Here is an 18,562-nt window from a genome sequence, read left to right as displayed (position 1 = left end):
CGCGTTACACCGTCAGCAGCACCTTGCCGACCGCTTCCCGGCTTTCAAGGTAAGCATGCGCCCGAGCGCCATCCTTGAGCGCAAAGCGTGCGGCAATGTTCGGCAGCAACTGGCCGGCACTTATCTGCGCGAACAAGGTGGACGCCCGTTCACGACGAATGGTTGCGCTGGTCAGCACATTCCACAGGTCGCCGCCGGTCAGCGTCAGCGAGCGATCCATCAGCAGACGCGGGTCGACCGGATCGGGATCACCCGCCGCCATACCGTAGAACACCACCGTACCGCCAATACGTGCAGCGGCGAGGCTGTCGCCGAGCGTTTTCCCGACCGAGTCGTAAACCACATCCGCGCCACGATCACCAGTCAATCGCCTCACTTCAGCGATCCACTCTTCATACCCGACCGCCGCATCCGCACCCGCTGACAGCACAGCGGTGCGTTTCGTTGCGCTGGATGCCACGCCGATGACCGTCGCGCCGAGCGTCTTGAGCATTTGCACCAGCAGCTGCCCGACCCCGCCGGCTGCAGCATGTACCACGGCGACATCCCCACCGCGTACCTGATAGCTGTCGGTGATCAGGTACTGTGCGGTCAGGCCCTGCAGAAGAACCGCCGCGGCCGTGTCGAATGAGATGTCGTCCGGCAGGGGGATCAGCTTGTCGAGATCCACTACAACCAGCTCGGCATTCGCATAAGGCATGTCGGCGAAACCGACCCGCGTGCCAACCGGGAAAAGCGGATCACCTTCGGCCGAGCGCTCGATCACCCCCGCACCCTCGTAACCGAGAATCCAGGGCGCGCTTCCGCTCAGATGGTAATTGCCGTTGCGCCTATAGACATCCGCAAAATTCAACCCGATACCATGCATGCGCACCAGCGCCTGACCTGCAGCTGGAATCGGATCGGGCTGTTCGCGCCACTGCAATACGTCGGGGTCGCCGAATTTTTCAAATATCAAGGCATGCATGGATCAGGTTCGGCAAGTGATTCGTAGTGACAACCGTGGGGCCGGACCAGTCGGGATTCAAGCAGCGGCGCGCTGTGCCAACTCCGCAACAGCGGCCGGAATCGCCGAGGGTGACGCCACCGAAATCACCCGCTGTTCGTCCTCGCCAAGACCGGTTTCCAGCTCGTGCGCCCAGGTCACGTGATATGGCAGATGCACGCCCCAGCCACCGAGCCGCACCACCGGTTCGATATCCGAACGCAGTGAATTGCCGACCATCGCGAACTGCGCCGGCTGCAGCTTGAATTCACCAAGTACGCGTCGATACGTGGCCGCGTTCTTCTCCGACACGATCTCGATGCGCTGAAACAAATCGGCCAACCCGGACTGCGCCACCTTCTTTTCCTGATGAAACAGATCGCCCTTGGTGATCAGCACCACCGTGTATTGCACAGCCACCTGTTCAACCGCCTCGCGAATGCCCGGCAGTAACTCCACCGGATGTTGCAGCACGCTTTTGCCCAGCTCGACAATCTGGTGGATATCTACCGCCGTAATACGCTTGTCGGTCATTGCAATGGCGGTTTCCACCATCGACAGCGTCATGCCCTTGGCGCCATAGCCAAATAGCTTCAGGTTACGCTGCTCGGTCGTCAGCATATCGGCCTGCACCCGGCCATCGGCCAGATCCACGTAGCGACCGACGATAGTGGCGAATGTCGCGTTGGCCTGCTGGTAGTAATCCTCGCTATGCCACAACGTGTCATCACCGTCGAAGCCGATAAGTTGAAGCATGTCGATAAGGCCGTCTGTTCGTAGCCCGCCATTTTACGCTGTTGGCCAACGCGATCGTTTATTGTGTTCGTTCAGCGCACCAACGACTTTTGTCAGCGATCGAGTGGCAACAGCTGGCGCGTCAAGGCGTACAGAATGCGCAGATCCTCGACATCCAGTGTGTCGCCATCCATGCCGCGGTAGTGGTGATGAAACGCGCGCACCACGGCGGCGTGATCATCGGGCGGATAGCCGATCACGCCCAATGCCATCCACGGATCAAAGCCGGCCGGTGGATCAACCAGTACGCCCTGTGGCCAGAGCCCGAAACCGGCATCCGCCAGCTGCTTCCACGGGAACAGTGGCCCCGGATCGTTCTTGCGCGTCGGTGCGAAATCCTCGTGGCCGATGATCTGCGTGCGCGGAATGCGCAGACGGTCGGTGAGGTCAGTCAGCAAGTGAAGCAGGCTGGTAATCTGCGCTGAGGCAAACGGCGACTGGCCATCGTTATCCAGCTCTATGCCGATCGAGGCGGAGTTCACGTCGGTGATCGAGCCCCAGCGCCCCTGCCCGGCGTGCCACGCGCGTAAAGAATCTGGCACCAATTGATAGATATGTCCGTCGTCGCCGATCAGGTAATGCGCACTGACCGGCCCTTCGCTATTGCCGGTGCGCAGGGTCTTCAAGCTGTTCTGTACCGACGTCTCGTCGGTGAAGTGCAGCACGATCAGCTGCGGGCGACGCTCGCCATAGTTCGGCGAAGGTACCCAGGTAGCGAGTGGATTACGCGCCGGCGTGGCGGCGCAGCCCGCCAGCAGCGCGATAAAAGCCAGCAGCATCGCCTGCCGCAAAAGAAAGCGCACTTTTGCCTTCTCACGCTCTACCGAACCCATCGAGCTCGCTCCTGGTGGTCTGCCGCTTTTTCCCCAATCAAACGGATGGAAAGCCATTCGGAGAAGCATGCCTCAGCTAACTTCGCTGCCCAAACGCAGGTTCACACCCAGCATGGTAGCCAGTTCGCGCATCGGTTCGTTGTCGCGGGTCAGCGTCATCCAGCCGGCGTGGCTCTCGCTTTCGGTCTCCCATGCCCACAGCGTGTAGCCGAATTCGGCGAGGCGATCGTAGGCGATACCGAACAGGCCGGCTGCATCGATGTCGTCGAAAAATTCGTCGTCATCCGGATCGCCGTTCCAATCGATCGACAGATTCCAGCGCGACGCCAATTCGTTGATCGCCTGCACCAGCGAGCGCAAATCGTGCTCGTCCACGATAAAGCCGGAGCGCCAGTCGATCACACGGCCAATCACCTCGACCGGCACCACATCTTCGGGATCAATCTCGGCAACCGCCTCGCGGTAATCGGCAAACTGCTGCAGCGCCATGTCATCGTCGCCGGGATTGATCAGGCGCAGCAGCTGCCAGACCTGCGACTCGACCGAATCATCATCGGCTTCATCGAAGTCGTACTCGTTATCGAAATCGTCTTCGTCGTGGCTCATGGGTATATCACTTTGTGGAAGCGAAGCATGGTGCGCGCGTGGTGGGCATTTTGGAAGCGTGACGAGGGATGGGAATCCTGAGAAGACACCCCTTTCGGCCACCTTGAACCACCCGATGGACCTGGTGGGGAATATCATTGCTCAGCTCACTGTCACGTAGGCCATCGCGACGATCACGCCCTGACGATGGGATACTTGGCCTTATGCAAGACATACCAAATGGCCTCACTTTCTCGCCGATTGCCTTCGTTCGCTCGCCCTACGCGCGGCGAATCGACGCGCCACATCAGTCGACGGTAGTGGCGGGTACCGAGAGCGGTACGTTGGCCGAAGCCACAATTGAATTCACGGAGGGCTTTCCCACGACAGCGTTTCGTGACCTGGCCGGGTTCGAGCGGATCTGGCTGGTATTCGTGTTTCATCGCAGCGAAGGCTGGAAACCCGAGGTGCGACCACCACGCGGCGGCGGCAAGCACAGCGTGCTGGCGACGCGCTCGCCACATCGACCCAATGCAATTGGCCTTTCCGCCGTCGAACTGGTCGCCGTCGAGGAACACGCCCTGCGCGTGCGCGGCATGGATCTGCTCGACGGCACGCCTATTCTCGATGTCAAACCGTATGTGCCGTATGCCGATGCGTTTCCAACATCGCGTGCGGGCTGGATCGATGCGATCGATGCTGTGCAAGGTAACCACTCCGCACCCGGTCCGAAACGTCCGCGCAAAAAATGAGCTGATCGGGAATCACGCGACCCACAGCATCACGACGATAGCCAAATAAAAAGCCCGGCATGGCTGCCGGGCTTTTCAACAACGTTGATTTGTCTAGATACGCCCCATCAGCAGCAACACAATCACAATCACCACGATCAGACCCAGGCCACCGCTGGGGCCGTAGCCCCATGAGCGCGAGTAGCCCCAGTGCGGCAGGCCACCGATAAGTGCCAGAAGAAGTACAACCAGAAGGATGGTAATAAGCATGAGCAGAGACTCTGTCGGCATTGCGAAAGTAGGGCTATGCGCAACACCCGGTGATGCATGCTGCGCTCTTACTGCGTATAGGTCGTGTGAGTGGCAAGCACTGCGGTCGATCTGGCCAGTGATGTTTGTCTGCAACATGTGCCGGACATCGACGCGACGCATGTATCGACTGGTCTTTGTGCTGATCCAATACACGAAAGCGGGAATTTCACTTTATGAAGAGACGCCGCATGTCGCCTGAATCTGTTCAATGCATGATTCGCAGGATGTGAGACGCCTGCCAATTAACTTTGCCCTGCCCGATCGGTCCCTCCGACGACGGCACCGATGCACTGGCAGTGGTCGGTTTTTACCCCTCTTGCCGCGCCAAGTCTTCGCTTGGCGCGGCTTTTTTTATGAAGGCTTTCTGGGCCTTGGCAGTTGTCACGGAAAAGTGCTCGAAGCGTTCGCTGGCAAGAGCAGCGCCTTCATCGCGCAGGGTGACCATCTGAAACCCACATTCTGGGTGAAACCTTTTACAGCCAGGTACCCACACTGTACTGACCGTACATCGCGTAGTTCTCGATTACTCCCGCATTGCCGGAGTTGAGGACGCTCACCACGCAGCGGTGATTTGCATAACAAGCCCGGCGGCATTGACTGACCCGTCATCGCCGACATACATATCGTGCCTTGGCTCGCAAAGAGAAACTTTGACTACCCGGTTTGGCCGCCGCTGCATCCAGCGATGCTCGTCAAAGCGATGTCGTCAGCTTTGTCAGCCAATCGGGACTGATCGAGAGAAGCATCGTTTCGAGCTTGCGATCAAAGCCGCTCAAGATGAGAACGCCAAACACGACGAACAGACCGCCCATGGCTGATTTTGCCGCATGACCGATCGAGGAGAGCGAACCACGAATTCGCATCATCGTCGCGTGGGACAATCCGCCCAGGAGCAGAAGCGGCAGGCCCGCGCCCAGGCCGAACAGAAGCATGAGCAGAGCGATCTGTCCGAGATTCTTTCCCTGCGCCGCGAGGGTTGAAGCGGCACCAAGCGTTGGCCCGACGCATGGGCTCCAAACGAGTCCCAGCAGCAGGCCGATCGCGAATTGACTGGCTAGGCCCTCACCTTTGATCGAGCCGAGCGCTTGCTGCCCGCTTGATCCGATCCGGGAGCTGATGCTGCCGAATGCAAGCTGCAGTCGGGGAGACAGCATCACCAGGCCGAACACCACCATCAGCACCGCAGCGACCTGACGCAGGGTTTGCGCGCCCAGGCCGATCGATGCACCCAGCGTGGCGATGAACGTTCCCACGATCGCAAACGACAAGGCCAATCCAAGCGCCAGCGCGGCCGTACCGAGGCGATGCTTCGACAAGGCCGACGCAATCAGGATCGGCAGGATTGGCAGCACGCAAGGTGACAGAATCGACGCGGCCCCGGCCAGAAAACCTACCGCATAGGTGCCGAGTCCAAAATCCATCACAGTGCCTGTTGCAGAACGGCGCGGATGGCAGGCTCCTGGGTCTGACCGGTGGATCGTGTGACTTCGTGCCCTTGCTTGAATACAACGAAAGTCGATTGCTGACTCACGTTCATGGTTTTTTCCAGCGCGGTTTCCGTGTCGAAGTCCGCTTCGTAAATCGTTACCGGCTTGAACACTGGCTCTAACGCCAGCCGGGCCACAATGGGTTGCTGCACGCGACAGGTTGGGCACCAGTCCGCATGGAAATAGACCACGACGGGTTTCCCTGCAGCCCTGGCCTGATCGAAGGCTGCCTGATTGAAGGGCACCTCATTGGCCAGGGCACTGCCTGCCAGCAAGAGCAGGAGCACAACTGAAGCAGATTTCACGCTGTTCTTTTTCATGACGACACATTCCTCAGTTGTTTGCTTTGCCTATCGTTGGTGCAGTGCATCCCATAACTCACGCCGGGAGAAAGCCGCATTAACAATCGAGTGCTTCTCATCACCGCGCACCCATGGCTCAAACCTGCGTACGGATGCCAAGCCAGCGGGCAATGAAGGTATCGACACTGACCTTGCCCGGCCCGGCGATGAGTAACCAGAAGAAGATCAGGCTGTAGACGATCTCGTCCGCCTCGACGTAATCGTCCAGACTCGTCAGATTGGCCGATACCACCAAGACCACCGCAACGGCCATATTGATGATCATCGGAATGCAGATCAGGCGGGTGAACAAGCCAAGCAGGATGAAGAGTCCACCGATGAGCTCGGTCCAGGCCGAAAGGCCGGCGTTGAACGCGGGATACGGTATGTGCCACCCGACAAAGCGCTGAGTAAAACCATCCAGGTTCTGGACTTTGGCAATACCTGTTTCAAGCCAGAAATAACCGAATACCAGACGGACCACGAAAGGACCGACCCAGCGTACAGCCTGAAGTATTTCGAGCAGGCGTGAAGCCTTGTCAGCAATGAACTGGCGCATCGTGAATTCCTGTGGGCGTGATGTGTCAGCATCATGCGTGCCCCAATCGAGCCCCGCCATGTTCGTGCGTCCATGCTTTCTTGCTGCGCGTCCAATCGTACGCTGGATGTTTCTATCCCGGACGATCGGGCACAAAAACGGGATGCGCGGGAACAGCCAGAAGCATTGCTAACTATCGAGAATGTGATTGTCGAAACCGGTGTCAGGCGATCTTTGAACCTGATCCGGGGAGACATCCTTAGCCGCAGCCCATTGCGGCAGACGCCACTTATCAGGAGTTACCTAATGAAGAACACACTCAACGGTGCCGCGATGGCAGCCATGGTTGCCGGCCTGTTTGCGATCACCTCGATGTCGGCTGCTGTTGCATCCCCCGCCGGTGCAGGCGATACAGCCGCGGTGAAGTGCATGAACTCGTCGTCCTGTAAAGGCCACGGCGCATGCAAGCAAGCCAGCAATTCCTGCAAGGGTCAGAACTCCTGCAAGGGTCAGGGCTTCACCATGCAGAAGACACAGGCCGAATGCGACGCAGCCCAGGCATCCGCCAAGGCCAAGTAATACGCCACCCGGGGCTTTCCGGTTAGAGAGATCGGAAAGCCCCGCTCACTGCACCTGTCAGCGGTCGACTGAAATCATGGCCATCAAGACAACATCACATCAGCTGCCTTACCTGGGTTACGGTTTGGGCTTGCGCGTCGAACACTACGAAAGCCTGCTCGAAGAACCCGGCAACGTCGAATGGCTGGAAATCGTCTCCGAGAACTATATGATTCCCGGCGGTCGTCCGCTCATCTGGCTGGAAAAATTCCGCGAACGCTTTCCGCTGGTGATGCACGGCGTATCGCTATCGATCGGTAGCACCGATTCACTGGACGATGATTACCTCGCACGGCTTTGCGCCTTGGCCCGTCGCGTGGAGCCCGCGTGGATTTCCGATCATCTGTGCTGGACTGGCGTGCAGGGCGTCAATCTGCACGATCTCATGCCACTACCGTATACCGAGGAAGCGCTCACGCATGTAGTCGATCGCGTTCGGCGCGTACAGGACGTACTCGGGCGACGCATCCTGCTGGAAAACGTATCCAGTTACATCCGCTTTGCCGACGCGCAATTGACTGAATGGCAATTCCTGGCAGCGGTAGCCGAGCGTGCCGATTGCCTGATCCTGCTGGATATCAACAATATCTATGTCAGTGCGCACAATCATGGTTTTTCGCCGCTCGACTATCTCGACGGCATTCCCGCATCGCGCGTTCAGCAGTTCCATCTCGCCGGTCACGAAAACGGCGAACAACTGCTGATCGATACGCACGATGCGCCGATCATCGATGACGTGTGGCAGCTTTATCTGGAAGCCGTCCGCCGCTATGGGCGGATCTCGACCATGATCGAGCGTGACGATCACATGCCGCCACTGGCTGAATTGCTTGCCGAGCTCGACTACGCACGAATGCTGGCCAAGCCACTGCTACAGGCCGCCGCGTGAGCCTTCAGGAATTTCAGCAACAAATCATGCAGGCGGTGCTTGCCGAAGAGTCGTCGCGACTGCCGGAACTACACGGCGATGTCAGAGCCGATGCCGCGACTCGCATGGCCATCTACCGCAATGGCTATCGGGTACGTCTACGTGATTCGTTGAGAACGGAATTTGCCGGATTAGGCCAGCTGATGGGTCGTCGCTTCAACGCCATGCTGGAAAGCTATATCGAGGCGCATCCATCCATGCATTACAACATCCGCTGGCACGGTGCAGGCGTTGCGGCCTTCTTGGGATACAGCCGGCCATGGCAGGCCTCGCCGGAATTGGCCGAAATGGCAAGCCTGGACTGGGCTATTTCCACAACATTCGATGCGGCCAACGAGCCGGTGCTTGCTGCCGCCGATCTGATCCATGTACCTGCAGATGCGTGGGCGAACTTGCGCTTGCGCCCGCAAAATCACCTGCAGATCCTGTCGGTTCAGCACAACGTGGATGCTTTCCGCCGCGCCGCGGACTCCAACAGCAAGCGCCCGCGACTACGCCGTCATGCGAAGGTTTGCCATCTTCTGGTCTGGCGGCATTCGTTGACCGTACGATACCGCACGGTCAACACGGATGAGCTATCCGCATTGACCGGGGCGATCAAAGAGGAGTCTTTCGCCGCACTGTGCGAACGGCTCTGTGAGTTTCACGAGCCCGCCGACGCGTTACCGCGCATGGCCAGCCTTCTGCATCAATGGCTTGCCGACGGCCTGATATGCAGCTGGTCAATGCAATAGCACGCCACTCTGCAGTCGATGTAACCGTTGGCGGGTAGACCGCGAAGAGAAGCTATCAGAGCCTATCGTCGAAAGGATCACCCATGTATATCGAAGCCAATCCGATGCTCGCGAGTGAGCCGCGTACCTCGCTCATCGACCCGGCACTCGAATCCCTGCTCAATCAGTCGATGTTACGTGTCGCGGTCGTCGCCGAGCTGCACCGCTGCGGTTCATGGTTCCTCGATGAACCCCAGTACCACTGCGGGCTTTTCCATCTTGTCGGTGCTGGACAGTGCAAGGTCGAATCTGCCGCGCTGGACCGCGTGATGCACCTGAACACCGGAGATCTCATCCTCTTTCCGCAGGGCGATCCGCATCGACTGAGCGTCGAGGGCGAGACGACTGTTGAAGCAGCTGATCGCACGAGTTTTATTTGCGGCGAAATGCGCTTCTTTGGCAACACACACCATCCGCTCAATCAGGCATTGCCAGCTTGCTTCGTGGTGCGCGCAAAAGACGCGGGAGACACGTTTCGTCAGCTGTCGGCCATGATGGTAGACATAGTCAACGCGGGACAAGACGGTCGACAGGTGGTGTTGAACAAGCTTGCCGATGCGCTGTTCACTCTGGCTGTCTGCGACTACGCCAAGCGGGCAGGCAATCGACGCGGTTTGTTTGCCGCGGTAGCCGATCCGCGCATAAGCAAAGTCCTGCAGTCGGTGCACGAGAACCCTGGCGGTGCCTGGACCATGCATTCGATGGCTAGCATGGCCTGCATGTCTCGCTCGGCTTTCGCCGAGCGCTTTACCCATTTGATGCAGATGCCTCCAATGCAATACGTCACGCAATGGAGGGTAAGCGTCGCCGAACAACTGTTGCGCGATCGGCAGCAGTCCGTAGCGTGTATTGCAGAGCAGCTCGGCTACAGCAGCGAAGCCGCTTTTCGACGCCTCTTCAAACGCGTCAGTGGCACATGCCCTGGCCAAATAAGAGCGGATAGAGCTTCCCATTCGCTGAACTAAGCCTGGGGGCACCGACCGGATATCTGATCAAGGCGGCCAATGAAAAGTCGCCTCACGGCGACTTTTCTGTTTCGACTGGCGCAAACCGAAACTCAGGCCTGCTGGTTATGCAGCGCATGCTTCAGATCGCGCATCTGGTCATGACCCTGACGTACCGAAGCGTAAGCGTCCGTGATCACCTGCTTGGTCGCGACGGTCAGATCGTTGTCCTTCAAGGCATCCTCGAACTTCGCCTTGATATGATCTTCGCCGCGCTCGACTTCATCGACAACGGCAATGTCGCCCTTGCTGATGGTATGGCGCAGGTTGACGAACATGCGATGAGCCGAGGCAAGTACCGTCCCATTGTCTTCCGGCTTGCCGCCCAATGTGATCACCTGCTGCTGCAACTTCGACGCTACCTGATGACGCTCGGAACCACGGCTCTGGAAGGCGGCGGTATAACGCGAATTGTCAGCATCCTTGGCCGCTTCTTCATAGCCTTCGGCACTGTCGATGGTGGTCTCGATGAGGCCGTTGAGAATTTTTACATCATGGTCGTTCGTGCTCATTGCAAAGCTCCTGGGGAATGGATTGGCACAGCAGGAAGGTTGTCACTGCCGCGCACAGCGCTCATGGTTGAACGCTGGAACCCAGGTTAGAGACGCACTTTGCATGAGACCGTGAAAATAAGTGCATGACGTTCTTCATCTGTACTTGATCGATCAGAATTTGCACGCACATCATTTTTATCAATCACTACCATCATTCAACCATGATCGATGCGTGATGCATGCAGATGGCACACCATCGATTCGCCATGACAATCGCTCAATGCATTCACAAAGGACACACCATGGATCTGCAACTGAAAAACCACACTGCAATCGTCACCGGCGGCAGTGCCGGCATTGGTCTGGCCATCGTCGAAACCCTGCTGGCCGAAGGCGTTTCGGTAATCGTGCCGGGCCGCAGCCGGGCCAAGCTCGATCAAGCATTTCCCGACAACCCCGCGGGATTGCAGAAAATCGTTGCTGATCTCGCGACGGCCGAAGGTGCCGCCGCATTGATTGCCGCGGTACCCGATGCCGACATCCTGATCAACAACCTCGGTATTTACGAAGCCAAGCCATTCGCCGACATTACCGATGAGGACTGGCTGAAAATTTTCGAGGTCAACGTGCTCAGCGGCGTGCGCCTGTCGCGCCACTACTTTCCACGCATGCTGAAAAAGAATCGGGGCCGGGTGATCTTCATCTCCAGCGAATCCGGCATCATGACGCCACCGGAAATGGTGCATTACGGCGTCACCAAATCCTCCCAGCTGGCCCTGTCGCGTGGCCTGGCTGAGCTCACTAAGGGCACCGGCGTCACCGTCAACAGCGTCATGCCTGGCCCCACCCGCTCGGAGGGCATTGTCGATTTTCTCAAAAATATCGCTACACCCGGGGCCAGCGCCGAAGAGGCCGAACACCAGTTCTTCGAGAAACACCGTAGCAGCTCGCTGCTGCAACGCCTTATCGACGGAAAGGAGATCGCCAGCCTCGTCGCCTACCTAGCCAGCCCGTTATCGGCCGCAACCAATGGTGCTGCACTGCGCGCGGAAGGTGGCCTGCTACGTTCCATTGCGTGAGCCTCACGGCCGTGTCTTTCGCGACTTCAACGTTCGCCACTCACCCAACAGCAGCAATCGTTGGTATGAAAGCCGCATTGATGGCTTAACGATGCAGTGTACGGATCGCATCGACGATGACCTTGGGGCTGTGCAGTCCCTTGTAGACTGCTGGTGGCTTCTTATCCAGCTTCAGTAAGGTGTATACCGCGTTCATCGCACAGCGTACTGAATACTCCACGGTAAACACCACGTCATCGGGCTGCTCGGCGTACTGACCCATGAACGCGAGGTTGGTCGATCCCTGTGGAATTACCCTGGGCCGGTCGCCGGCCTTGCGCACCATGAACTGACTGGTGATATACGGCATGGTGCAGGGAATGCAGTTGGAACTGGCGATGATGGCGTCCTTGTCCTGCTCGCTGAAGTGCAGATGCCCCAGCACCTCCTGCAGGATTTCGGCACCGTTGCATTCGGCCATGGGCTTTTTGACATAGTCGCCGGGACGGTCGTGGAACAGACCATAGCCCCACCACACAAACGTATCTTCGGGCTGGTTGGGGAAGAACGGTTGATGGTAGATGGAGATCGTGATCAGCCAACTGGAGTCCTTGAAGGTAATCAGTCCTCCCGTACCGGGTTTGCTGCCGCTGAAGCTTTCGATCAGCTCGAAGAACAGCGGATCCTTGACCGTGACGGTGTACGAAATCCATGACGATTCAGCGATGTTGCCGTTGAACGCTGCAGGGTTGCCGAAATGCGGCCTGCCTTCGGCCAGCGTTTCCCATAGCTTCCAGGCACCCGCCTTGTTGCTGCGGTTCATGAGCGGCGCCTGCGTCATCGATCCGAACACCTTGTCGGCCGTCATCGAACCGTTGGTGACAAACACCATGTCACCGTCGCCGATATCGATACGACCATTGGCGCCCTGCTCGCGGTATTCGATGCCGGTTACCGTGATCGCATCGGTTCCTGATTTGAAATGCAGATCGTCGACGCGCACAGCATAGCGAAAATCCACCTGCCGATCCTGCAGCCAGCGCACCAGCGGTACGGCAAAACTGTCGTACTGGTTGTACAGGCTGCGGTAGATGTTCTCTTGCGTATCGATCGTGGAGAAATGATGCACGAATCGTTGCAGATAGCGCTTGAATTCGATTGCGCTGTGCCAGCGTTCGAATGCAAACAGGGTGCACCATTCAAACCAGAAGTTGGTCTGGAAGAAATGCTCTTCGAAACAGTCGGTAATGCGCTTGCTGTCGAGCATTCCTTCCGGCTCGGCCATGATCTTGACCAGGTCCAGCCGGTCCTTCTCGGTAAAGCCCATGGTGTGAAAATCCGGAATCTTGCCGTTGCGGTCGACCAGCCGCGCCTTGTTGTACCAAGGTGTCGCCTTGTTGGAGAGATCGGTTTCTTCTTTGACCGAAATGTTGGGATTGCTCACGGAGGGAATCGATGCCAACAGGTCAAACGTGCACTGATACATCGCTTCAAACATCCGGCTCCCACTCATGTAGTAACCGGTATCGGCATTGCCATGCGCGTCAAACGCGCCGCCGAACTCGTGCGACTCCTCAAGGATCACAATGTCCTTGCCTGACACACCGCCATCGCGGATCAGAAACACCGCGCCGGCCAATGAAGCGATACCGCTCCCTACGAAATAGTATTTGCCCATGGGTCACCTGCCTTGTGGGGAACACGCGGAGATATGTACCGAAAAGCACCTACGATTGTATCGCTCGAAGCGAAGTGACTATTCGAGAGCAAGAGACTCGTCAACGCTCGGTGAAGCAAGTACCAATGGCACCGCATTACGTGCGGAAGTTGGGCTGTTGCGTTCGATAGCGTGAGTTTACGGATCGTACTCTCCGCGACTTTCAATAATCGTGGTTAACACTTCTTATTGGACACTCGTCATTACCAAGCATGTGTTGGCGCTCATCATCGCCGCGCAAGCTTGATTCCTATCGCGCTTGCAGAGGATCAGTGTTGATACACAGCCCTTGAAGCGCTTGCATCAAAATGGCGGATGCACATCCTCAGCGCTGTGGTGGACCCGGCCACAGCGAAGAGGACCGGCACCAGATAGTCGTGATCGACATGGGTGAATTCAACGGCAAGCACAATAGCGGTGATCGGCATTCGCATCGAAGCAGCGAGAAAGGCCGCCGCACCGACGATGGCAAATGTGCCCAATGGGACCACCGGACATACCGCGTTCCAGAGACCGCCGGTGATGATCGCAAGCATCGCGCCGATCGTCATCCCTGGCGTCAGCTGACCGCCCTCCGCACCTGCGCGCAGGCTCCCCGTTATGGCCAAAAGTTTCAACAGCAGCAAAGTCACGGCAAGTGGAATGCTGACAGCATCGTTGAATCCCAGCTGGATCGGACCCTTGCCGTTGCCTAGCAGCTGCGGATAAGGAATCGCGACCAGACCAATGATGGCGAACGCCACCATGCAACAGGGAAGCAAGCGCCAGTCACGCGGGGCTTTCGCACGCGCAGCGGCAGTCAAGCGAGAGAACCAATAGGCGAGGAATCCGAAGACAGGTCCGATCACGATCGACCAGATGACCAGGGAATAGCTGATCTGGAAGTGCGGGACCGTGTATTGCGAATCGTTGCCCAGCCCGATCCACGCCACCGCCGCCGCAATCACCGATGTAAGCAACGCCGGGATCGCAACCGCCGAAGTGAATGTGCCCAACAAGACTTCGAGCACGAAGATGGCGCCGCCGAGCGGTACGTTATAGACAGCCGCGAGACCCGCACCCGCACCGCACGCGACCATGATCCGGCTTTCCTGCGCAGTCAGACCGATACGGTGCGACAACCACCCTGCGAACGTGGCTCCGATCTCTCGCGGTGCCACTTCGCGGCCGAGCGGTGAGCCGAGCGCCACGGTGATGATCTGCAGCAAGGCGTGTGCAACCGTCGTGGCGACCGGCATGCGCGGATCGTCTGCCTTGATCGCCTTGCCGATGCTCACTAGCGGTCGCCCCAGGCGATAGACCGCCCACCAGCCAAGACCCGCCACACAACCACATATCAGCAACACCAAGACTCGACGCACCGGCGCAGATGCCGTCACGCCCTGCAGAAAGCTTTGCGAACCCATCACCGCGCCCATGCTGTATCCGTAGGCGAGGTGCTGAAGAAAATGCAGCAGCAAGGCCAATGCCATGCCACCCAGCCCTGCCCCTACGCCTATGCAAACCGTGACGCCAACAAGAATGAACATGGGCGTATTTGAACGTGTCCCCGATGGCCCTACTGAAATTTTCTCGCTGTCACTCACGATGGTGTTCTCCGGAAGTCACCGAGGCTCGGGGAGAAGTATTCGACCAACATCTTTTAGAACGATCAAGCTGAAGACCTCCGGCAAAGAGACAGGTACCAACGTCACGTCAAACCCCATTCAAGGCAACGAGTCGTTGCATGGCGACGTCCTTCTACGTTGCTCGATAGTATTCCCCCACTGGAAAGAAACCACCCGTCAAAGCGCCGATTGCCGCTTCGCTCATACCACTTCCTTAGCTTGTCTATCGCCCGTCATGGCAGCAGCACGCGGTGCTGCTGGAATGCTTCGCACGTGACTCATAGATAACTAGACATTTGTGACAAGCCATAGGAAGAACCATGAATACCACTCACCCGCACGTGCGCACCGGGTGTCGCTGCTGACGCAGGCTGATTCGATCGAATGTGTGGCGTCGATGACCTCGTCCTCTCCACCGGCCCGCAATTTATTTCGGCAAGAACACAATGATCCACTGCAACATGCAGGCCGATGGTTAGAGGGACATCTGCACCTTCATATCGGGGAGCGATTGACGGAAGCAACGCACGATGCCGATTTCGCGCTGACTCGCAATCTCTTTCGATTCGTCATGAGAAAGCCCACTGCCAACATGTGCCTTGGAGTTGATGCACTACAGCGGCGTCTGGACATCCCCTTAGACGAGGCGATCTAGATAAGTAGCCAAGGATGTCGCTTCCGCGAAGTCACGGTGAAATATCTGCACAACATTTGTGCAATCAGATTCAGTTGAAATGGGAGGGCCGTCATCTGCAAGGCGTGCCTAGGGGAACGCTTAAATCTTTCCACTCACCTCAAGGGTGCTTTATCGCGTTGCTCCGCGCTCCACCACGCATTGCTCTGCTTGCCGCTTTTCTGTTTCCAGCGCGACCCAACAACTCCACACCCGCCATGCCGTCAGCGGCGCCATCCGCGTCGTTGTGACACTCAGTTACAGACCATCTGGAGAGACCCTTGAAAGTCAATAAGATCGCCTTCGCGGTGCTGACTGCGCTCGCTGCGACCCCCGTGTCCTATGCCGCTGATAACACCACACCCACCAACAGCGCACCAACCGCCACCCTCGGTGCCACGTCGCCTGCAGCAAGCTCGCCCGACGCGACGCCGGCCAACGCCGCTAGCCCGTCCAATGCGAACACGCTGCAGACGGTAACAGTGACGGCTCAGCACACCACCCAAGACATCCAGGCCGTTCCGATCACGATTCAGGCCTTCACCGGCAACACTTTGCAGCAGTTGAATGTCACGTCATTCAATGACCTGATCAAATACCTGCCCAACGTGACCTTTGCCGCAAACGGCCCGGGCCAGGGCAACATCTACATGCGCGGTCTGAGCACCGGCTTCCTTGGCAACCAGTCCAGCGCGACCATCGCACCGTTCCCGAACGTGGCCGTCTATCTCGACGACCAGTCCATGCAGTTCCCCGCACGTAACCTCGATATCTATATGGTCGACATGGAGCGCGTCGAAGTGCTCGAAGGCCCGCAGGGCACCCTGTTCGGTGGCGGCGCCGAAGCCGGCGCCGTGCGCTACATCACCAACAAGCCGAATCTCGACAAGGTCAGCGGCAGCGCCGAAGCCAGTACCAGTGTGACCGCCGGTGGCGCTCCGAACAATTCGGCCAATGCGGTGCTGAATCTGCCGATCATTCCCGGCACCTTCGCTTTACGCGGCGTGATCTACAACGATCATCAGGGCGGTTACATCGACAACGTGCCGAGCACGTTCACCCGTCAGCCCACAGACGGCGGCGGTGCGATGGCTCCCTATGTGGCCGCCGGCGGCACCTCGGTTTTCAACAACTATTCCGTGGCGCAAAACAACTGGAATCCGGTCGATACCCAAGGAGCGCGCCTGTCCGGACTGTGGAAGATCAACGACGACTGGAACCTCCTGGTCGCCGAGAGCTACCAGAACCTGGATGCCAAGGGGCAGTCCTCGACGTATCCGGTGGGTGCGGACGGCCAGACGCTTGGCACCAACCAGATCACCGCGTTCGTGCCGGCCTGGAACAATGACCATGACACCAACACCGCCTGGACGTTGAACGGCCAGATCGGCGACCTTTCGGTGGTGTACACCGGTGGCTACACCAATCGCCGCATCAGCGAGCAGCAGGATTACACCAACTATTCGCGCAGCGCGGGTGGCATGTACTACCAATGCACCGGTACTTCGGCGGGCATTTCCAGCGCCGGCAAGCCGGTCTGCTATTCGCCGGCCGGCTATTGGAACGACCACGTGACCAGCACGCACCAGAGCCACGAGCTGCGGCTGAGCACACCGGAAGACTATCGCTTCCGTGTCATCGGTGGTCTGTACTATGAAGACTTCAACATCGACGATCACATGCGTTTCAACTACAACACGATTCCGTCCTGTACGCCGCAAAACCTCGCCAGTGCTCTCGCCGGCGGTAATCCCTGCGTAGCCGTTGCAGAGTCCTCGCCGGGTGTCGTGCTCCCCGCTGGCACGGCCTTCGGTGAAAACGCGAAGCGCGGTTACAAGCAGGAGGCCGCGTTCGGTTCGATGTCGTATGACATCATCCCGGATGTCCTGACCGCGACCGCCGGCACGCGCTATTACCACTACTCCGAGTGGGAGACCGGTACGGAGTTCTATACCACCAGCGCCCAGGTGAACGTCCCCAACGGTACCTATGTGGGCGATGACACGGTGATAAATTCCCACACCACCTACCATGGCTTTAAGAGCAATGCGAACCTGACGTGGCACATCACGCCGGACACGATGGTGTATTACACCTTCTCGCAAGGCTTCCGTCCGGGTGGTTTCAACCGCACGTCCTCGGACGTGGCTAAGCTCGATGGCGAGCCGCAGTACAAGAAACCGATCAGCTACGCGCCCGACACGCTGACCAACAACGAAATCGGCTTCAAAACCGAGTTTCTCGATGACCGCCTGCTGATCAACGGCTCACTGTATGACATGCGGTGGGACAACGTGCAGATGCAGTTCTTCAATCCGTTGGTGCTGGGTAACACCACCTTCGCGGTCAACGGGCCGAACTACAAGGTGCAGGGTCTGGAACTGCAATTCCAAGCGCGCATTACCGATGGCCTGTCCCTTATCGGCTCCGGTTCGCTCAACCATGCCAAACAGACCAACTCACCGTGCCTGGTCAACAATATTCCGGGGTCGGCCGGCTATAACTCGTGCATCGTCGAAACCGGAGCCATTGGCGCCGAGTCGTCGTTCGCCAATCCGTTCGGCGACGTGGGCAGCACGCCGGCGTTCTCGCCCCGTTCGCAGTTCAATATGCGCTTCCGTTACGACTGGGAATTCGGCGGCGGCTACAAGGCTTTCTGGCAAATTGGGGCGAACCGCACCGGTTCGATGTACAACCAGCCGGCCACCTATCCGAGCGGCGCGGGCGTGACGGATATCACCACGGTGGAGTTGCGTTACCTGCAGGCCGGTTACAACACCGTCGACGCATCGGTGGGTGTGGCCAAGGACAACTGGAACGTGTCGCTTTACGGCACCAACCTCAACAACAGCCATGCCAGCGTGTTTACGTCCTCGGCCCAGTTCATCGAGTCGCAGGTGCCGATACATCCGCGCGTCATCGGTCTGAAGATGGGCTTCAAGTTCTAAGAGTCTGTCTACGGTCTCTGTGCAGTTCGCGTTGTATCTGAGCGGCCGTCAGGTGGCAGTGCGTGGTGCAGCGCCAGACTGGCTCGCGCGTTGTCGCATGGCGGCCGCTCAGGCGCAAAGCGGGCTGCGCAGGGA

General features: G+C 58.3%; 19 protein-coding genes. 7 read left to right on the top strand and 12 right to left on the bottom strand.

What is annotated here, in order from left to right; all coding sequences use genetic code 11:
* Positions 1-4: 4 nt before the first annotated feature.
* The 4 genes from HDE80_RS00585 to HDE80_RS00570 all read right to left on the bottom strand — a co-directional run bounded on the left by HDE80_RS00585 (position 5) and on the right by HDE80_RS00570 (position 3,219).
* On the bottom strand, positions 5-967 hold the full coding sequence (locus HDE80_RS00585; protein WP_184666893.1) for a quinone oxidoreductase: 963 nt from the start codon (positions 965-967) through the stop codon (positions 5-7).
* Between the two features lie 57 nt (positions 968-1,024).
* On the bottom strand, positions 1,025-1,741 hold the full coding sequence (locus HDE80_RS00580) for an HAD family hydrolase (RefSeq protein ID WP_184666891.1): 717 nt from the start codon (positions 1,739-1,741) through the stop codon (positions 1,025-1,027).
* A 92-nt stretch (positions 1,742-1,833) separates the two neighbouring features.
* Positions 1,834-2,613 (bottom strand): N-acetylmuramoyl-L-alanine amidase, encoded by a 780-nt coding sequence (locus tag HDE80_RS00575; RefSeq protein ID WP_184666889.1) that lies wholly within the window; start codon positions 2,611-2,613, stop codon positions 1,834-1,836.
* A 72-nt stretch (positions 2,614-2,685) separates the two neighbouring features.
* Positions 2,686-3,219: a hypothetical protein gene (locus tag HDE80_RS00570; RefSeq protein WP_184666888.1), complete on the bottom strand. Its 534-nt coding sequence runs from the start codon at positions 3,217-3,219 to the stop codon at positions 2,686-2,688.
* Positions 3,220-3,422: 203 nt separating this feature from the next.
* On the opposite strand from HDE80_RS00570, the gene tsaA reads away from it, so the two are divergent.
* Entirely contained in the window at positions 3,423-3,950 is a 528-nt protein-coding gene (tsaA, locus tag HDE80_RS00565) for a tRNA (N6-threonylcarbamoyladenosine(37)-N6)-methyltransferase TrmO (RefSeq protein ID WP_184666885.1), read from the top strand.
* Positions 3,951-4,043: 93 nt separating this feature from the next.
* On the opposite strand, the gene HDE80_RS00560 is transcribed toward tsaA, so the two are convergent.
* The 5 genes from HDE80_RS00560 to HDE80_RS00540 form a co-directional block, all read right to left on the bottom strand.
* Positions 4,044-4,199, bottom strand: coding sequence for a DUF3309 family protein (locus tag HDE80_RS00560; protein WP_184601803.1), 156 nt, complete (start codon positions 4,197-4,199; stop codon positions 4,044-4,046).
* A gap of 349 nt (positions 4,200-4,548) precedes the next feature.
* The gene (locus HDE80_RS00555) at positions 4,549-4,686 is read right to left on the bottom strand and encodes a hypothetical protein (RefSeq protein ID WP_184666877.1); all 138 of its coding nucleotides are present in this window, start codon (positions 4,684-4,686) and stop codon (positions 4,549-4,551) included.
* 247 nt (positions 4,687-4,933) lie between these two features.
* Positions 4,934-5,662, bottom strand: a complete 729-nt coding sequence (locus HDE80_RS00550; RefSeq protein WP_184666875.1) for a cytochrome c biogenesis protein CcdA — start codon at positions 5,660-5,662, stop codon at positions 4,934-4,936.
* On the bottom strand, positions 5,662-6,048 hold the full coding sequence (locus tag HDE80_RS00545; RefSeq protein WP_184666873.1) for a thioredoxin family protein: 387 nt from the start codon (positions 6,046-6,048) through the stop codon (positions 5,662-5,664). Before HDE80_RS00545 ends, HDE80_RS00550 begins: the two co-directional genes overlap by 1 nt.
* Before the next feature lie 118 nt (positions 6,049-6,166).
* Complete coding sequence (locus tag HDE80_RS00540; RefSeq protein ID WP_255483508.1) at positions 6,167-6,628, bottom strand: DoxX family protein; 462 nt, start codon at positions 6,626-6,628, stop codon at positions 6,167-6,169.
* Between the two features lie 285 nt (positions 6,629-6,913).
* Here HDE80_RS00540 and HDE80_RS00535 point away from each other — a divergent pair, with 285 nt between their 5' ends.
* The 4 genes from HDE80_RS00535 to HDE80_RS00520 all read left to right on the top strand — a co-directional run bounded on the left by HDE80_RS00535 (position 6,914) and on the right by HDE80_RS00520 (position 9,891).
* A complete protein-coding gene (locus HDE80_RS00535; RefSeq protein ID WP_184601798.1) occupies positions 6,914-7,186 on the top strand; it encodes a hypothetical protein in 273 nt (90 codons plus the stop codon).
* 76 nt (positions 7,187-7,262) lie between these two features.
* A complete protein-coding gene (locus HDE80_RS00530; protein WP_184666869.1) occupies positions 7,263-8,114 on the top strand; it encodes a DUF692 domain-containing protein in 852 nt (283 codons plus the stop codon).
* Entirely contained in the window at positions 8,111-8,887 is a 777-nt protein-coding gene (locus HDE80_RS00525; RefSeq protein ID WP_184666867.1) for a DNA-binding domain-containing protein, read from the top strand. The genes HDE80_RS00530 and HDE80_RS00525 overlap by 4 nt, the downstream gene beginning before the upstream one ends.
* An 83-nt stretch (positions 8,888-8,970) precedes the next feature.
* Positions 8,971-9,891 (top strand): AraC family transcriptional regulator, encoded by a 921-nt coding sequence (locus HDE80_RS00520; protein ID WP_184666865.1) that lies wholly within the window; start codon positions 8,971-8,973, stop codon positions 9,889-9,891.
* 92 nt (positions 9,892-9,983) lie between these two features.
* Here HDE80_RS00520 and HDE80_RS00515 read toward each other — a convergent pair whose 3' ends face one another.
* Positions 9,984-10,442: a PA2169 family four-helix-bundle protein gene (locus HDE80_RS00515; protein ID WP_184601794.1), complete on the bottom strand. Its 459-nt coding sequence runs from the start codon at positions 10,440-10,442 to the stop codon at positions 9,984-9,986.
* A gap of 284 nt (positions 10,443-10,726) precedes the next feature.
* Here HDE80_RS00515 and HDE80_RS00510 point away from each other — a divergent pair, with 284 nt between their 5' ends.
* On the top strand, positions 10,727-11,503 hold the full coding sequence (locus tag HDE80_RS00510) for an SDR family oxidoreductase (RefSeq protein ID WP_184666863.1): 777 nt from the start codon (positions 10,727-10,729) through the stop codon (positions 11,501-11,503).
* A gap of 85 nt (positions 11,504-11,588) precedes the next feature.
* Here HDE80_RS00510 and HDE80_RS00505 read toward each other — a convergent pair whose 3' ends face one another.
* Positions 11,589-13,160: an oleate hydratase gene (locus tag HDE80_RS00505; RefSeq protein ID WP_184666861.1), complete on the bottom strand. Its 1,572-nt coding sequence runs from the start codon at positions 13,158-13,160 to the stop codon at positions 11,589-11,591.
* Positions 13,161-13,468: 308 nt separating this feature from the next.
* Positions 13,469-14,728, bottom strand: coding sequence for a chloride channel protein (locus HDE80_RS00500; RefSeq protein WP_184666859.1), 1,260 nt, complete (start codon positions 14,726-14,728; stop codon positions 13,469-13,471).
* Positions 14,729-15,760: 1,032 nt separating this feature from the next.
* On the opposite strand from HDE80_RS00500, the gene HDE80_RS00495 reads away from it, so the two are divergent.
* Positions 15,761-18,427 carry a TonB-dependent receptor gene (locus HDE80_RS00495; RefSeq protein WP_184666857.1) on the top strand — a complete coding sequence of 889 codons (2,667 nt, stop codon included), beginning with the start codon at positions 15,761-15,763 and terminating at the stop codon, positions 18,425-18,427.
* The last annotated feature ends 135 nt before the right edge of the window (positions 18,428-18,562 follow it).

This window comes from Rhodanobacter sp. A1T4 (assembly GCF_014207185.1).
In the GTDB taxonomy this organism is placed as follows: Bacteria; Pseudomonadota; Gammaproteobacteria; order Xanthomonadales; family Rhodanobacteraceae; genus Rhodanobacter.
This window is presented reverse-complemented; position numbering and strand designations above follow the sequence as displayed.

Coding starts and splice junctions, on each gene's coding strand:
- HDE80_RS00585 (WP_184666893.1), bottom strand. CDS start 967: ATGCATGCCTTGATATTTGAAAAATTCGGCGACCCCGACGTATTGCAG.
- HDE80_RS00580 (WP_184666891.1), bottom strand. CDS start 1,741: ATGCTTCAACTTATCGGCTTCGACGGTGATGACACGTTGTGGCATAGC.
- HDE80_RS00575 (WP_184666889.1), bottom strand. CDS start 2,613: ATGGGTTCGGTAGAGCGTGAGAAGGCAAAAGTGCGCTTTCTTTTGCGG.
- HDE80_RS00570 (WP_184666888.1), bottom strand. CDS start 3,219: ATGAGCCACGACGAAGACGATTTCGATAACGAGTACGACTTCGATGAA.
- tsaA (WP_184666885.1), top strand. CDS start 3,423: ATGCAAGACATACCAAATGGCCTCACTTTCTCGCCGATTGCCTTCGTT.
- HDE80_RS00560 (WP_184601803.1), bottom strand. CDS start 4,199: ATGCTTATTACCATCCTTCTGGTTGTACTTCTTCTGGCACTTATCGGT.
- HDE80_RS00555 (WP_184666877.1), bottom strand. CDS start 4,686: ATGGTCACCCTGCGCGATGAAGGCGCTGCTCTTGCCAGCGAACGCTTC.
- HDE80_RS00550 (WP_184666875.1), bottom strand. CDS start 5,662: ATGGATTTTGGACTCGGCACCTATGCGGTAGGTTTTCTGGCCGGGGCC.
- HDE80_RS00545 (WP_184666873.1), bottom strand. CDS start 6,048: ATGAAAAAGAACAGCGTGAAATCTGCTTCAGTTGTGCTCCTGCTCTTG.
- HDE80_RS00540 (WP_255483508.1), bottom strand. CDS start 6,628: ATGCGCCAGTTCATTGCTGACAAGGCTTCACGCCTGCTCGAAATACTT.
- HDE80_RS00535 (WP_184601798.1), top strand. CDS start 6,914: ATGAAGAACACACTCAACGGTGCCGCGATGGCAGCCATGGTTGCCGGC.
- HDE80_RS00530 (WP_184666869.1), top strand. CDS start 7,263: ATGGCCATCAAGACAACATCACATCAGCTGCCTTACCTGGGTTACGGT.
- HDE80_RS00520 (WP_184666865.1), top strand. CDS start 8,971: ATGTATATCGAAGCCAATCCGATGCTCGCGAGTGAGCCGCGTACCTCG.
- HDE80_RS00515 (WP_184601794.1), bottom strand. CDS start 10,442: ATGAGCACGAACGACCATGATGTAAAAATTCTCAACGGCCTCATCGAG.
- HDE80_RS00510 (WP_184666863.1), top strand. CDS start 10,727: ATGGATCTGCAACTGAAAAACCACACTGCAATCGTCACCGGCGGCAGT.
- HDE80_RS00505 (WP_184666861.1), bottom strand. CDS start 13,160: ATGGGCAAATACTATTTCGTAGGGAGCGGTATCGCTTCATTGGCCGGC.
- HDE80_RS00500 (WP_184666859.1), bottom strand. CDS start 14,728: ATGTTCATTCTTGTTGGCGTCACGGTTTGCATAGGCGTAGGGGCAGGG.